Genomic DNA, 14,699 nt, shown 5'->3' with positions numbered 1-14,699 from the left:
TATATGAAACTCAATTTTGAACTTAAAACACTTCAGCTAAAAGAAACTTTCTCAATCGCCTATGGGAATTATGACACAAGAGAAGCATTGCTGGTAGAGTTATCTTATTTAAACTGTAAAGGATATGGTGAATGTGTTGCTATAGATTACTATCATATTGATCTGAAAAACTTTATTTTCAGATTGAAAGAGCTGCAGTCTTTAATTGAGAAGCAGAATGTCACCCATCCCAAAGACTTTTTCCGATTTCTTTCAAGGCTGGATCTGCATCCGTTTTTAATGTCTGCCTTAGATTGCGCCTATTGGGATCTTTTCGGAAAACTTGAAAACAAAAGCTTTACCGAATTAAATTATATTCCTTCCGGGAACTTAACCGAAAGCTCCATTACTATTTCAGTAGCAGATATTGAAGATCAGATCAGGAAAATAGAAAAAAGCAGCTGGAACAGATTCAAAGTAAAATGTAAAGGACTGAATACAGACAATATCGAAAAGCTGCTGAGGCTGAACCGCAATATCGCTTTAGATTCCAATGCCAGTTTTACAGATCAGGACTGTCTCTGGCTTCAGGAAAATGAAAAGATAGGCCAGTTTTCTTACCTGGAACAGCCACGGCCGATTGATCAGTATAAAGCTTTAAGAAAAGAAGGTTTTGCCAATTGGATGGCAGACGAAGATTCCCAGGACCTCAATTCCCTGGAAGAGCTTCTGCCTTATTATAAAAGTGTCAATATCAAACTGATGAAATGCGGAGGACTCAGTCCGGCATTGGAAATGATCAGAAAAGCAAAAGAACTGGGTTATAAAATTATGATAGGCTGTATGACGGAATCCACGGTTGGAATCTCCGCTGGTTGCATATTGGCAGGCCTTGCTGATTTTGCTGACCTTGATGGTGCAAACCTTATTTCCAATGACTATGCCTCTGGAAATTTTGTTGAAAACGGGAAAATAATCCTATCCGGAGAACCCGGATTGGGTATCACGTTAAAATAAGCAATAGATGAGGGAAAAAAATATTTTAAACCCTCAAACCCTAAACCTCTTTAACTCTCCAACACAAACCTACTTCTTATTCACAGAAATCAGATAATCATACACCATCTGATGCTGATCATCACTTAATTTCGCTTTTGGAGCCATTCTGCTTAGCGTTTTAATCCACCCCTGATCATCATGCTTAGTCGGATCCGGAAGTTTGTGGCATTTGGAACAGGAATTTTCAAAAATAGTTTTTCCCTGGACCAGCTGCTCAGATGCGGTGTATTTTGGACCGGTTACAGCAACGCTTTTAGGCCCGCATGATACCATAAAGGCGGCACCTGCGATCATACTTAAGATTACTTTTTTCATACCCATATTCTGATTTAGTGATTATTTTTTGACAGAAACAATATAATCGTATACCCACTGATGCTGCTCGTCAGTCAGTTTCGCTTTCGGAGCCATTGAGTTCATGATTCCTACCCACTGCACAGACGTATGTGCTGTGGGATCCGGGAGTTTATGGCATCTTCCGCACGCATTTTCAAAGATTGTTTTTCCCTGAGCTATTTGTTCCGCACTAGAAACGGCAGGTCCTATAGGTCCGGCTGTAGAAGCTTTTGGTGTACAGGAAGCCAGTAACAGGCAGGTAAATAATGCAGCAGCGGATATTTTTTTCATGTTTCTTGAATTTTGATTTGTAACAAATGTAGGAATTTCAGCTTCCCGTTAATGAAGCAACCCTTAGTTTTAATTTAGAAGAAATAAAATTAATGCCCGTTTGTATGGGAGTTTGAAGGTTATTTTTATATTTTTGAATCAATGAAATTTTCTACAGAAGAACTAATGGAAGGAATACAGTCAGGAAATAAACGCCTGATCGCAAAAGCTATTACATTAGTAGAAAGTAAAAAAGCCGAACACAGGACCCAGGCAGAAGAGCTTCTGAAGAAAATAATGCCTTTCACGGGAAATTCCATAAGAGTAGGAATCACCGGAGTTCCCGGTGCAGGAAAGTCTACATTCATTGAAAATTTCGGAAGGCTTGCTATTGCCAACGGTAAAAAAGTTGCTGTTCTAGCCATTGACCCCAGCTCTTCCATTAATAAAGGAAGTATTTTGGGCGACAAAACCCGAATGGAAGAACTGGCGAAAGAAGAAAATGCCTTTATCCGTCCTTCCCCGAGCTCCGGATTCCTTGGCGGAGTTGCCAATACCACCTTTGAAACCATGATGATCTGCGAAGCGGCAGGATACGATTATATTTTGATTGAAACAGTTGGAGTAGGACAGTCCGAGGTGCTTGTAGCCGATATCACCGATGTGTTTTTATTCCTGAAAATCATTGGCGGAGGAGACGAGCTTCAGGGGATTAAACGGGGCATCATGGAAATGGTGGATCTTATATTTATCAATAAAGTAGAAAAGGATAATCTTCAAAAAGCAAAAAATACAAGGCTGGAACTGAAACGAGCACTGGATTTTATCCCTCCCAAAGAAAAAGGCTGGAAAATCCCGGTATTGTTAGGTTCTGCCCTTTACAATGAAGGTTTGGGAGAAATATACACCAAGATCGATGAATTCATCGATCTGAAAAAGAAAACCGCACGCTTTACCGAGGTCCGCACCCAGCAGGCAGAAAAACGCTTTGAATATTGGGTTCAGGAATATATCCTGGCTATGATGAAAAGAAGCGATTCTGTAGAAGCAGCTTATGTACTGCACAAAAAAAATGCTTCAGAAATGGTTTCTAATCCCAGTACTGAAGCAAAACTATTTGTCGAAAATTTTTTATCTAAAGACTAAAGTTTCTCCTTTTCTTTTGGAGTTTCCTCGTTCTTAGAAACATAGCCGTCATAAGTAATCGGCTGTCTGTCATTACTCCTCATAGAAACAAACGCCTTACCGCTTTTAAAAACTTCTATAATAATCTCATCAACATTTCTTGCATCATTAGGCCTAATTTTTAAAGTCCAGTTTCCTTTTTTATTCTGGGACTTATTGACAGTGAAATCTTTGGAGGTAAAGCGGTAGCTGTTTTTATCTCTATCTCCAAATGTAGGATTAAATACTCTTCCAAAATAAGGAAGTATAACCTCCAAATTGTTTTTATTGATTATAATGCTATAGTCTCCGTTAAGTTCTAAAATCCTCATTGATGTAGAATTGGGTATTGAATTCATAACATTGATAACATCATAGTTAGTAGGATTTGCTCTTTGTGCATGAAAAGTAAATTCCTGAGAATCTACAAGTGCATCAACTGTTTTGGAATCTAATACAGCCTGTGAGGAACAGCTTTGAAAGAAAAAAAGAAGTCCAAAAATAAATATAAGTGAAATATACTTTTTCATAACCGTAATAATTGTTAAATTTAAATAGCAAATTGTATGCAAATATATCCCTTCTGAATCATTTTGGAATAAAAATTGTAAATGTTCAATTATTAACACTCAAACAACTATGAAATTTACACATCTATTAGGAATAGGAGCCGTTGCTTTGTCGGCTGTAGCATGTACTACTAATCCAATTACGGGCAGGTCTTCATTACAGATAGCCAATAATTCGGAAATATTAACAATGTCTGCTCAGGAATATAAAACGACATTGTCTAAGTCTAAGATTATTGCAGGTACTTCAGATGCAAAAAGAATAGGGAGTGTAGGAAGCAGAATAAAAAGTGCAGCAGAAAGATATTATCAGAGCATAGGACGGTCTGCCGATCTTGCTAATTATAACTGGGAATTCAATCTTATACAAAGCAATGAGCTTAATGCATGGTGTATGCCAGGCGGAAAAGTTGCTGTTTATACAGGGATTCTTCCTGTAACAAAAAATGACAATGGTCTGGCTGTAGTGATGGGACACGAAGTTTCACACGCTTTAGCAGGACATGGTAATGAAAGAATTTCTCAGGCTATGGTGGCACAGTACGGAGGTTCTATTCTGGGTGGAACCATTTCCAACTCACAATGGGCAGGTATTTTCGAAAAAGTATATCCTATCGGATCGCAGGTAGCCCTTCTGAAATACGGTAGAAATCAGGAATCAGAGGCAGATCAGATGGGACTGTATCTGATGTCTATGGCAGGTTATGACCCAAGAGAGGCAATCCCTTTCTGGAACAGAATGGAAGGGGCAGCATCAGGCTCAAGACAGCCTGAATTCCTGTCAACTCACCCGAATCCGGAAACAAGGATTTCAGATATCAACAAAAACCTTCCCAAGGCTTTAGAATACTATAAAGCGGCCGGAGGGAAAATATAATTGTTTCAGAATTTAATCTTGTATAGAGCCTTATTTAATTTTTCACTAAATTTGGTAAGGCTTTTTCAATATAAACCACTAAACACAATATTTATGAAAAGTTTATCAATTACCGGGCTTATACTGCTGGCCGTATCAGCATTACTTTTTTATCTGACTACTGATTTTACGGTAGGAGGAATTACCATCTCACATATGATGGGCGTAATGGCCGGCGTAGGAATTGGTCTTATTATTGGCGGAATGGTAGGGTATGTAAGCAAAGGAAGCGCAATAAAGGCTGAAGAGAAGAAAAGAGAATTCAAAAGGCTACAGCAAGAAAAAGAAGATCTGGAAAAACAGGCGGCAGATATTGCCAGACGCGAAGCGGAACTTCAACAAAATCAAAACCCCCAAATTTAATATTTGAGGGTTTTTTATAGTGTTATTTTCAAAAATTATTTAAACTTATAACCTACGCCTACTAAAAAGAGATTAGGCCTGTTGTCATACCTGATTTCCGATCCGGAAACTTTATTGATGAAATTTCTTTCATCTTTGCTGAATGCTCCTTCATAACGTGCATTAATGATCAGCTTTTTAATTTCAAGCTGTGCACCGAACTGGTATCCTACCGTGAAATCACTTTTAACGTTTTCTTTAAAATCGTTGTAGGTATTGTCCTTGCTTAAATTATAACTGGCTACCGGTCCTACAAAAACACCCAGCATATCACCTAAAAGATTATACCCTAAAAGAACAGGCATATCAATACGGTTGCTTTTCACATCAAAAGTAGTATTCTCTGTAGTGAATTCATTTTTGAAATGAGTGTAGTATAATTCCGGCATTACATAAAGTGCAGTCGGAAGTCCTATCTTCAAAGAAAGTCCCACATTGAATCCTGCATTGTTTTTTCCTGTTCCCTCAATGGCTTCATTTACCGTTCCTTTAATGTTTTTCCAGGAAGGAGAGCCTGTCGGGAATATTAAGTTGGCTTTTCCTGCCAGAGAAATCTGTGCGGAAGCGAACATTGAAAACCCGATTAACGCTATACTAAGTACCTTTTTCATTATCATCTATTTTAGAGATTGTATTTTCAATCGTTTTATTATTTTCAAGTAAATATTCTCTCAGTTCTTTAAACAGTTCTGAAGAATAAACGAAGTCAATAAGATTTTTATTGCCCGCAGTAATGAGAACGTCTTTGTTTCCTTCCCATTCTTTGATCCCCAGTCTCAGGTATACAATTTTCTCACCAATCGTCATCACGGAATTCATATCGTGCGTATTGATAATGGTTGTCGTATTATATTCTTTGGTGATTTCAAGAAGGAGATCATCAATGACATTGGAAGTATAAGGGTCAAGACCGGAGTTCGGTTCATCACAGAACAGATATTTAGGGTTGTTCACGATTGCTCTAGCAATGGCAACACGTTTCTGCATTCCCCCGGAAATTTCAGACGGGAATTTTCTGCCAGCCTTATCAAGATGCACCCTGCCGATTACCTCAAATACTCTTTTCTTTTTCTCTCTGAAAGTAAGATTGGTAAACATATCCAGTGGAAACATGATATTTTCTTCCACCGTAAGGGAGTCAAAAAGTGCACTGCCCTGGAATACGGTTCCGATTTCTGAGCGCAGGTGCTGCTTTTCTTCCCGTGTCATGACGTTGATATCTCTGCCGTCAAAAAGGATTTCTCCCGATGAAGGCTGATAAACATTCAGTAAGCTTTTCAGGAAAACAGTTTTTCCGGAGCCACTCTGCCCAATGATCAGGTTTACCTTTCCTTTGTCAAAAGAAGTTGAAATTCCCTTCAGTACTTCAACCTCGTCAAAACTCTTCTTAAGATCTTTTACCTCAATCATCAGCTTAATATTAATTGGGTTAAAATTAATTCCGAAATGATAATGAATACCATGGTCCATACTACCGCCTGTGTACTGGCTCTACCTACTTCCAGCGATCCTCCTTTTACATTATATCCGAAATAAGAAGGGACAGTAGCAATAATAAAAGCAAATACTGTGGTTTTTACAAACGCATAATACACAAATAAGTTCGGCATATACATCTGGATACCTACTATATAATCATTTTCTGTCCAGTTTCCTGTCAGGATACCTGCCAGATAACCGCCGCCGATACCGAATACAATACTGATGGCAATAAGCAAAGGATTGAAAATGACACAGGCGAAAATTTTTGGCAATATCAGGAAATTCGGAGAGTTTACCCCCATGATATCCAGTGCGTCGATCTGTTCGGAAACCCTCATGGTTCCTATACTTGATGCAATATATGATCCTACTTTACCTGCCAGGATAAGGCTGATAATGGTCGGTGAAAATTCCAGTACCAAAACAGCTTTTGTGGCATAACCCACGAATGATGGTGGAATAGGAAAAGAGGAAGAATCAAAATTATTGAACATCTGGATAGCCACTACGGCTCCCACAAATATAGAAGTGAAGATCACAAGCCCAAAAGAATTGACGCCAAGATCATTAATTTCTCTCATGAACAGCTTCCAGAAAACCCTCATTTTCTGGGGCTTCTGCAGGGATTTACCCAGAAGGATAATGTATTCTCCTATTGCTGTAAAAAACTTTTTTAACATGCTGCTAAATTAGACTTTTTTTATTTAATTAAGGCTAGACCTCCGTTGGCACCTGAGGACTATTTAACCTTAGAAGCAAATATGATTCCTCAATTTTAGTCTTCGCCTTTGTTTAACTTATTTTGCGTTTTTGTCGCCGCCGATCACCAATAAAACGGTCTTTAAAATAATGATCAGATCCAAAATAAAACTCCAGTTTCTTACGTAAAATGTGTCTGCAAGAATCCTTTTTTTCATTTCTACCTCCACGTCTCCATAATCTCCTCGCAGCCCGCTTACCTGGGCAAGACCTGTGATACCCGGTGATACCATGCTTCTTAAGCTGTATCTTCCTATCTTAGGCTTATAAAAATTGTCGACAGCCAGCATATGCGGACGTGGCCCCACAATAGACATTTCTCCTTTCAGTACATTGATAAACTGAGGAAGCTCATCAAGGCTGGTTTCCCTAAGGAATTTTCCGATTTTTGTGATCCGGGCATCATTTTTTTCCGTAGTTTTTGTTGCAGATTCATCATTAACGATCATGGTTCTGAATTTGAGACAGGAGAATACTTCTTCATGGAAACCATATCTTTTCTGAACAAAAAAAACAGGTCCTTTAGACGTTACTTTGATGAGAACTGCAATAATCGGAAACAGCCAGGAGCCTATTAAAATTAATATAATGATAGAAAAAGCGATATCAAAAACCCTTTTAACCAGAAAATTGGAATAATAATCCAAAGGGTATTTTGCCTGGCTGAGAACAGGCTGTGTCTGAATATATCCAAGATCATACAGGAAAAAATCGCTCTGTGTAATGCTCGGAATTAATGAGACATGAACTTTATTTTCTTCAGCCATTTTGAAGATCTCGGTTTCAAGACTTTCGGTAAAATGGTTTTCTGTAGACAGGAATAGTGTGTGTATTCCGTTTTTTTTCCAAAACTGGACAAGTTCGTTTGGGCTTATATCAGAACTCTCGTACTCAAATATTCTATATCCGTAATCTTTTCTGTCCTGAAATATATTTTTCAAAATTTCTGTAGAACCTGTTTCTCCCAAAAACATGACATTTCTATAATTGATCCCGAGTGACCGGAAATATTTTATGATAAAATAAATGGTCGATTTCGAAAGAAAAATAAAGAAAAAAAGATAGAAGGAAAGCCAGTAAATATCTGAATTGAAAAATACATTTTTACTTACTTTCCCAATAAGCAGAACGCCGAGTATAAAAAACAGAAAATGGATAAGGAGACGTTCCAGAAACAAAGTATAGGTAAGGTTTCTCTGAATATTATAAATTTTTGTCCTGCCGCTTAGAAGCATCCAGAACAAAAAAAGCAATACAAGGGAAAAAATATTCTGGTACCAGGTTTCCTCATGATATCTTAAACTTTCGTTCCTGCTTATGAAAAAGAATATGAAAATAGATGCAATAACCAAAAGGTCAAGCAAAACAATAATCGATTTTAGGTATCTAGAGTATCGAATTCTCTGCATCTATCAGTATTTATAACGGATACGAAGAGCTAAAGTACGTATTTTTTATGGGATATTCAGATATTTATGAGTCTGAACCGAAGCCTGCCATTCCGGATGGGCTAAAATAAAATCGGTGATTTTCGGGTACATCTCATCACGCTTGCTCCATTCGCTCTGCATATACAATCTGCAGTTTTTGGACACCTTTGCTGCCTGTTCCTGAGCAAATGAAAAGTCATGCTGATTGAAAATGATTACTTTAAGTTCACTTGCTTTCTCATAGATATCTTCTTTCGGAAGTCCTGTTTTCTTAGGCGAAAGGGTAATCCAGTCTATCTGCCCGCTCAGCGGATAAGCCCCTGAGGTCTCAATATGGATGGTGCATCCCAATTCTTTTAATTTGGACGTTAAGATATCTAAATTCCACATCAACGGTTCTCCGCCGGTTAAAACAATTGTCTTACAGTGTTTGGCTGCAGTTTCTGCAATTTCCTCTGCGTTCATCAATGGATGAAGGTTGGGATCCCAGCTTTCTTTTACATCACACCAGTGGCACCCGACGTCGCAACCTCCCAATCTGATGAAATAGGATGCTTTTCCGGTGTGTGCCCCTTCTCCCTGTAAAGTGTAAAAATGCTCCATTACCGGGAGCATTCTACCTTCTTTTAATAAAATATCTTCTTCTTTGTTCATTGTAAAATTAGTCGTTATAGACCGAAGTTTTATAAGCGATGATGGTGTTTTTCATCAGCATGGCTCTCGTCATAGGGCCTACTCCGCCAGGTACCGGTGTAATCCAGCTTGCTTTGGCCGCACAGCTGTCAAAATCTACATCACCTGCAAGGTAGTATCCTTTTGGAGAGTCATCATCTACTCTTGTGATACCCACATCCACAATTACTGCACCGTCTTTGATCATATCTCCTTTTAAGAAATGAGGATCACCTAATGCGGTAATAACGATATCTGCTTTTTTTGTATATTCTTCGATGTCTTTTGTGTAAGAGTGTGTTAAAGTCACGGTAGAGTTACCCGGGAAATCTTTTCTTCCCATCAGGATGCTCATAGGTCTTCCTACGATCTTGCTCCTTCCGATAATAACACAGTCTTTTCCTTTAGTTTCAATATTATATCTTTCCAACAGGGTTAGAATCCCGAAAGGAGTGGCCGGAAGGAAAGTGTCCATTTCCAAAGCCATTTTTCCGAAATTTTCAGGATGGAAACCGTCTACATCTTTTCTTGGATCAATCGCCAGAATGATTTTTTCCTGATCGATCTGGTCCGGTAAAGGAAGCTGTACGATGAAACCGTCTACCTCTTTGGATTTATTTAATTCATCAATTTTCTCCAGCAATTCAGACTCTGAAACGGTGCTTGGGAACTTTAAAAGAGAAGAGCGGAATCCTACTTCCTCACAGTCTTTTACTTTGCTGTTCACATAGGCTTTGCTTGCCCCGTTATTGCCTACAAGAATAGCCACCAAATGTGGTGCTCTCCTTTTGCTTTCAAGGATCTTTTCCACTTCAACCTTGATTTCTGCCTTTATTTCTTTGGATACTTTAAGTCCGTCAAGAATTTCTGCCATTTTTACTTTTTTTACTTTATTTAGATTTTATTGAATACAACAATATCCTGGAATTCATCGGCACTTTCCTTTTCTACATTAGTTCTCCAGAATCCTTCTTTTATCGTGGTTACTTTTAATCCTGCTTCTGCTGCCATCTCATTCAGCAAGGGAATGCTTACTGCAATATTGGCTGCAGTCACTTTATCATCCATAAGCCTGTAGCCTTCATACTGATGTGGAAACGGCATTGTGCCGAATTCTTTTTTAGTTTCATCATACAGAAAGAATGTGGCCAGACACTGTCCGTTGTTTTTCAGCACCCTGCTGATTTCGTTAAGATATCTCTTGATCTCAGGAATCTGCATATGCGTGAAAACTGAGAACAGGAATGCTTTGTCAAATTGAGCATCCTCATAAGGAAATGTAAAACTTTCTGCTTTTTGGGTGAAAGTATTATACAGGTCATTATAAATCGGGGTAAACTTGAATTTAAAATTCGGATGTTTTTTACCGATATGTTTATTACACCAGTTGATTCCCTTTTCTACAGCATCAAAACCATCGTATGTTCCTTTATCAATGATTCCGGTAAGGGCTACTGCCGTTCTTCCGATCCCGCATCCCACATCCAGAACATGATCTGTATTTTGTAATCCGATATATTTTTTAAGCGCATTTACCTGGCGGATTCCGTGCGGAATAAAGTCGCTGCCGCCTACATAAATATCTCCTTTTTTAGGTTCATTTTTAGATCTTTTTCCGGTAATCCCATTGTAAAGATCAATCGGGAAATAATAGACCTTTCTCCCCAAAAGCCTGAGGCCGGGAGGAAGCTTATAATAATATGACCGTAACGCAGACATCTGCTATCTGTTTCCTTTATAATAATTAATCAATCCATTCGTAGAGCTGTCGTGGGAGCTGACTGCCTCACTGTTTTCAAGTTCAGGAAGGATCTTATTGGCTAAAACTTTTCCTAATTCTACCCCAAATTGGTCGAAGCTGAAAATATTCCAGATCACGCCTTGTACAAAGATTTTATGCTCGTACATGGCAATGAGCTGTCCTAATGAAAAAGGAGTTAATTCATTGAATAATATTGAGTTAGTAGGTGTGTTTCCGTGGAAGACCTTGTAGTTGAGTAACTTATCAATTTCTTCATCGGATTTTCCTGCACTTATTAATTCTTGTTCTACTTCCTCTTCAGATTTTCCGAAAGCAAGTGCTTCAGTCTGGGCGAAAAAGTTGGCTAGAAGTTTCGGCTGATGATCAGAAACGGCATTACTGCTTTTCACGTAAGCGATAAAATCTGCAGGAATAAGTTCAGTTCCCTGGTGAATTAACTGGTAGAAGGCATGCTGTCCGTTTGTTCCAGGTTCGCCCCAGATAATAGGTCCGGTTTCATATTCTACAAATTCTCCGTTTCTGTCTACACATTTTCCGTTACTTTCCATATCTCCCTGCTGAAGATAAGCAGCAAATCGGTCCAGATATTGTGAATAGGGAAGGATCGCGTAGCTTGTCGCCGCATAAAAATTACGGTACCAGATGCCTAAAAGTCCCATTAAAACCGGAACGTTTTCAGAGAAATCTGCAGTCTGGAAATGTTGATCCGTATCATGAGCTCCTTTTAAAAGCTGCTCAAAATTGTCATAGCCTACTGCTAGGACAATACTCAGACCGATAGCACTCCAGAGAGAATATCTTCCGCCTACCCAGTCCCAGAATTCGAAGATGTTTTCTTCTGCAATTCCGAAATTTTTAACTGCCTCAACGTTAGTGGATAAAGCCACAAAATGCTTGGCAACATCTTCTTCTTTTCCGGCTTTCAGGAACCAGTCTTTTGCAGAATTGGCATTCGTCATTGTTTCCTGAGTGGTAAAAGTCTTGGAAGCAATGATGAACAATGTGGTTTCAGGATTCAGGGTTTTAACAGTTTCGGCAATATGATTCCCGTCAACATTGGAAACGAAATGTACGTTTAATCTTGTTTTAAAATGCTTTAAAGCTGAACAAACCATCACCGGGCCAAGATCTGAGCCTCCGATTCCGATATTCACAACATCGGTAATTTCTTTTCCGCTGAAACCTTTGTGTTCCCCTGAAATAATTTTCTCAGAGAAAGCTTTCATATGGTCAAGAACTCTTCTGATCTGAGGTTTGATATTTTCACCGTCTACGATGATTTCTTTATCCGAGAAATCCCTTAACGCTGTATGTAAAACTGCTCTTCCTTCTGTTTCATTGATCTTATCACCAGAAAACATCTTGGAAATAGCATCTTTCAGCTGGCATTCATTCGCCAGTTGCAGCAGAAGTTCTTTTGTTCTTGAATCGATCAGGTTTTTAGAATAATCAAAAAGGAAGTTGTCTTTCTGTAGAGAAAACTCTTTAAAACGGTCAGGATTGTATTGGAAAAGGCTTCTCAAATCAAAGTCATTTCCTGCAAAATGTTCGTCAAGAGCTTTCCAGCTGGTCGTTTGTATAGGATTTATTTTTGATAGCATATTTTAGAAATTATATAGGTTCAGGAAACAAAAGGCTGAATCAAATGTTTAAAATCCATATCATTTTATTTCTGATGTGCAAATTTAAGGAAAAATAAAACCTCAGATAAATTTGAGCGTGATAAATAACAATTTTTTAAAAGGAAACCTCAGAACAGGTCTGAGGTTTCATGGTTATTGTGTGTAAAGATGGATAAGAAAAATTAATCGTCCGTTTCGTTAAGTATATTTTCCAAACGTTTAGCTTGGCGTCCGTATAAATATTTAGTCCATAAGACAATGCTGGCTACAATCGCCACTGTCCCGAGAAGTACAATTATGATCAGTGCCTGCTGATAAGAGTCTGCAAAACTTCCCAGAGATATCCCTTTTTTCTGGAATGTATTATAAAATACCAGGCCTAATGTAATCATAAAGTGGGGAAGAAGCAGGAATCCGAATGACTGGTATCTCTCCATATTCAGTTTCAGTTCATGATATATTTTCCAGAGGCTGTTTTTTGTATTTCCGGTATAGAGTTCGGTCTGTTTATAAAATTTATAGAATCCGTACAGATAATAAGAGGATATGACAACCAGGATGGCATAAGACGTATAATAAATAACGTATTGAGAAGGTGGAAAATCCAGCAGCTGTGGAAAGAATGCGAACAGAAGAACGGAAATAATCTGAAATGGAAATTCTGCTTTCATGCTTTTCTGGATTTTTTCAATAGGATGTTTGCTTTTCTTTAGCTGTTCTATGGTGTTGGGAATATGAACGTTTTCACCGTCTTCATTATTCCACTGTTCTTTTAATTGATCAAAATTCATAGCCTGATTTTTTTATGATTTGCTGTATTTTTTCTTTGGTTCTGTTGAGTTTTACGCGGGCATTACCTTCACTTAGTCCCAGATTGTCTCCGATTTCTTTGTGAGACATTCCTTCCATGAAATAGAATATGATGGCCTTTTCAAGCGCCTTCAGTTCCTGGACCGCGGAGTAAAAGACTTCCAGCTGCCGGTCTTTTGAAGGGTTATAGTCTTCATTCTGAACTTCAAAATGATGTGGGACTTCTGTATGGTTGTTGGTCCGCATTTTTTCCTTTTTCAAATAAGTAATGGCGGTATTAATCGCGACCCGGTACATCCACGTAGAGAATTCACTGTTACCTTTGAAATTCTGGTAAGATTTCCAGAGCTGGATAAGAATTTCCTGCTGGAGATCTTCCCGGTCTTCCAAAGAGTCGGCATAGATCCGGGAGGCTTTATATAAAATGCCTTTGTGTTGGTTGACGAGCTTTAAAAAAGCGGTTTCAGTCTGACTGCTCACAATAATTTCATGGTTTGATTATACGTTACAGGCTTAATACCGGTTGTACAGTATATCCTTTGGATCTTAAAAGTTTGATGATTCCGTTTTCACCCATAAGATGAGCACTTCCTACTGCAAAGAAAGAACTTTCTTTTTTCATTATTTCAGGCATTTTTTCTGCCCAGTTTTTGTTTCGGTCCGTCAGCATAGCTTTTTCCTGTTCGGCATTCATTATTTTATCATTTCTGAAGGACGTGTAGACAGTCTGTACATCTTCTTTTTTAAAGGCAGTAACCATTTCCTTGAATAGAATTCCATATTCTTTTCCCATCTTTAATTGCCCTATCACGGCTTTCAGATCATAGGCCTTATTAATGGATGCCATCTGGTCTTCCACCTTTTCAAGCCCATATACTTTCTTTTTGTTTTTTAGGGCATTCTGGAGAAGTTCTATTTCATATGATTTTATTTCAGTTTGAGGACATGGCAAAGCTTTCAGGGCAATAAGAGCATATAGACCTTGTGAACTGGAATTATCCATTTTTTTTAAATCCGTTCCGTAGTCGGCAAGGATTTTATCCAGCTCTTTCGCTTCTTCAGGACTAAGCTGATCTGATATTTTTTTATCAGTCTGATACATTTTCTGCATAGCTGTTATTTCAGCCGGATCAGTATAATTAATCTCCATCACAAACTGATTAGATTTTTCAAGAGCTTTCATTACTTTCGGTTTAATCTCAAAATCCTGGCTGCACATGACATGAAATGTTCCTGCAATGTAAGAAGGTTTTGTGAGTCCATTCCCTGAAACTTCCCAGACTGTACTGTTTTCTGCTTTCTTGTTCTGTGCATTTGCCGTGATAAAGGTTGCCGATAATAATGCTGCGAACCCAAGTTTTACTAAATTTTTCATATGATTAGGTTTTAATTTCTTATTCTTTAAACAGTAGGTACGGGCAGTATGATGATCGTTACAGTTTTTTTTTTGAAAAATAAAAAACCTCC

At 38.3% G+C, this 14,699-nt stretch carries 18 protein-coding genes; 4 read left to right on the top strand and 14 right to left on the bottom strand.

All coding sequences use genetic code 11. From position 1 onward, the window contains the following. The first annotated feature begins 3 nt into the window (after window positions 1-3). On the top strand, window positions 4-996 hold the full coding sequence (locus tag J4Q03_RS10010) for an enolase C-terminal domain-like protein (RefSeq protein ID WP_426048044.1): 993 nt from the start codon (window positions 4-6) through the stop codon (window positions 994-996). A gap of 69 nt (window positions 997-1,065) precedes the next feature. Here the strand turns inward: J4Q03_RS10010 and J4Q03_RS10005 are convergent, their stop codons facing one another. Together J4Q03_RS10005 and J4Q03_RS10000 are read right to left on the bottom strand one after the other, a co-directional pair. Continuing rightward, window positions 1,066-1,353 (bottom strand): c-type cytochrome, encoded by a 288-nt coding sequence (locus tag J4Q03_RS10005; RefSeq protein WP_426048043.1) that lies wholly within the window; start codon window positions 1,351-1,353, stop codon window positions 1,066-1,068. A 21-nt stretch (window positions 1,354-1,374) separates the two neighbouring features. Further along, a complete protein-coding gene (locus J4Q03_RS10000; RefSeq protein WP_426048042.1) occupies window positions 1,375-1,665 on the bottom strand; it encodes a c-type cytochrome in 291 nt (96 codons plus the stop codon). A 141-nt stretch (window positions 1,666-1,806) separates the two neighbouring features. On the opposite strand from J4Q03_RS10000, the gene meaB reads away from it, so the two are divergent. Next, complete coding sequence (meaB, locus tag J4Q03_RS09995; RefSeq protein WP_426048041.1) at window positions 1,807-2,790, top strand: methylmalonyl Co-A mutase-associated GTPase MeaB; 984 nt, start codon at window positions 1,807-1,809, stop codon at window positions 2,788-2,790. Here the strand turns inward: meaB and J4Q03_RS09990 are convergent. Then, window positions 2,787-3,338, bottom strand: a complete 552-nt coding sequence (locus J4Q03_RS09990; RefSeq protein WP_426048040.1) for a DUF4251 domain-containing protein — start codon at window positions 3,336-3,338, stop codon at window positions 2,787-2,789. The genes meaB and J4Q03_RS09990 overlap by 4 nt on opposite strands. A gap of 109 nt (window positions 3,339-3,447) precedes the next feature. Here J4Q03_RS09990 and J4Q03_RS09985 point away from each other — a divergent pair, with 109 nt between their 5' ends. Both J4Q03_RS09985 and J4Q03_RS09980 read left to right on the top strand, forming a co-directional pair. Then, entirely contained in the window at window positions 3,448-4,254 is an 807-nt protein-coding gene (locus J4Q03_RS09985) for a M48 family metallopeptidase (RefSeq protein ID WP_426048039.1), read from the top strand. A 93-nt stretch (window positions 4,255-4,347) separates the two neighbouring features. Further along, window positions 4,348-4,656 carry a hypothetical protein gene (locus J4Q03_RS09980; RefSeq protein ID WP_306841510.1) on the top strand — a complete coding sequence of 103 codons (309 nt, stop codon included), beginning with the start codon at window positions 4,348-4,350 and terminating at the stop codon, window positions 4,654-4,656. Between the two features lie 35 nt (window positions 4,657-4,691). Here the strand turns inward: J4Q03_RS09980 and J4Q03_RS09975 are convergent, their stop codons facing one another. The 11 genes from J4Q03_RS09975 to J4Q03_RS09925 all read right to left on the bottom strand — a co-directional run bounded on the left by J4Q03_RS09975 (window position 4,692) and on the right by J4Q03_RS09925 (window position 14,607). Continuing rightward, complete coding sequence (locus J4Q03_RS09975) at window positions 4,692-5,306, bottom strand: outer membrane beta-barrel protein (RefSeq protein WP_426048038.1); 615 nt, start codon at window positions 5,304-5,306, stop codon at window positions 4,692-4,694. Next, window positions 5,290-6,105, bottom strand: a complete 816-nt coding sequence (locus J4Q03_RS09970) for an ABC transporter ATP-binding protein (protein ID WP_116015028.1) — start codon at window positions 6,103-6,105, stop codon at window positions 5,290-5,292. The genes J4Q03_RS09975 and J4Q03_RS09970 overlap by 17 nt, the downstream gene beginning before the upstream one ends. Further along, the gene (locus J4Q03_RS09965; protein WP_111958471.1) at window positions 6,105-6,857 is read right to left on the bottom strand and encodes an MlaE family ABC transporter permease; all 753 of its coding nucleotides are present in this window, start codon (window positions 6,855-6,857) and stop codon (window positions 6,105-6,107) included. The genes J4Q03_RS09970 and J4Q03_RS09965 overlap by 1 nt, the downstream gene beginning before the upstream one ends. A 117-nt stretch (window positions 6,858-6,974) precedes the next feature. Beyond that, a complete protein-coding gene (locus J4Q03_RS09960) occupies window positions 6,975-8,345 on the bottom strand; it encodes an exopolysaccharide biosynthesis polyprenyl glycosylphosphotransferase (RefSeq protein WP_426048037.1) in 1,371 nt (456 codons plus the stop codon). Between the two features lie 45 nt (window positions 8,346-8,390). Next, the gene (locus J4Q03_RS09955) at window positions 8,391-9,020 is read right to left on the bottom strand and encodes a 7-carboxy-7-deazaguanine synthase QueE (RefSeq protein ID WP_426048036.1); all 630 of its coding nucleotides are present in this window, start codon (window positions 9,018-9,020) and stop codon (window positions 8,391-8,393) included. Window positions 9,021-9,027: 7 nt separating this feature from the next. Then, on the bottom strand, window positions 9,028-9,912 hold the full coding sequence (locus J4Q03_RS09950) for a bifunctional 5,10-methylenetetrahydrofolate dehydrogenase/5,10-methenyltetrahydrofolate cyclohydrolase (RefSeq protein WP_426048035.1): 885 nt from the start codon (window positions 9,910-9,912) through the stop codon (window positions 9,028-9,030). 20 nt (window positions 9,913-9,932) lie between these two features. Further along, on the bottom strand, window positions 9,933-10,757 hold the full coding sequence (locus J4Q03_RS09945; protein ID WP_426048034.1) for a class I SAM-dependent methyltransferase: 825 nt from the start codon (window positions 10,755-10,757) through the stop codon (window positions 9,933-9,935). Between the two features lie 3 nt (window positions 10,758-10,760). After that, window positions 10,761-12,401, bottom strand: a complete 1,641-nt coding sequence (pgi, locus tag J4Q03_RS09940; RefSeq protein WP_426048033.1) for a glucose-6-phosphate isomerase — start codon at window positions 12,399-12,401, stop codon at window positions 10,761-10,763. A 203-nt stretch (window positions 12,402-12,604) separates the two neighbouring features. Continuing rightward, window positions 12,605-13,213: a hypothetical protein gene (locus tag J4Q03_RS09935; RefSeq protein WP_426048032.1), complete on the bottom strand. Its 609-nt coding sequence runs from the start codon at window positions 13,211-13,213 to the stop codon at window positions 12,605-12,607. Then, entirely contained in the window at window positions 13,203-13,637 is a 435-nt protein-coding gene (locus tag J4Q03_RS09930; protein WP_426048118.1) for an RNA polymerase sigma factor, read from the bottom strand. Before J4Q03_RS09930 ends, J4Q03_RS09935 begins: the two co-directional genes overlap by 11 nt. 100 nt (window positions 13,638-13,737) lie before the next feature. Continuing rightward, a complete protein-coding gene (locus tag J4Q03_RS09925) occupies window positions 13,738-14,607 on the bottom strand; it encodes a TraB/GumN family protein (RefSeq protein ID WP_426048031.1) in 870 nt (289 codons plus the stop codon). Between the last annotated feature and the right edge of the window lie 92 nt (window positions 14,608-14,699).

It is taken from the genome of Chryseobacterium sp. NFX27 (assembly GCF_049887855.1).
GTDB lineage: Bacteria > Bacteroidota > Bacteroidia > Flavobacteriales > Weeksellaceae > Chryseobacterium.
Note: the sequence above shows the minus strand (reverse complement) of the source record. Positions and strands in the feature narration are given on the sequence as shown.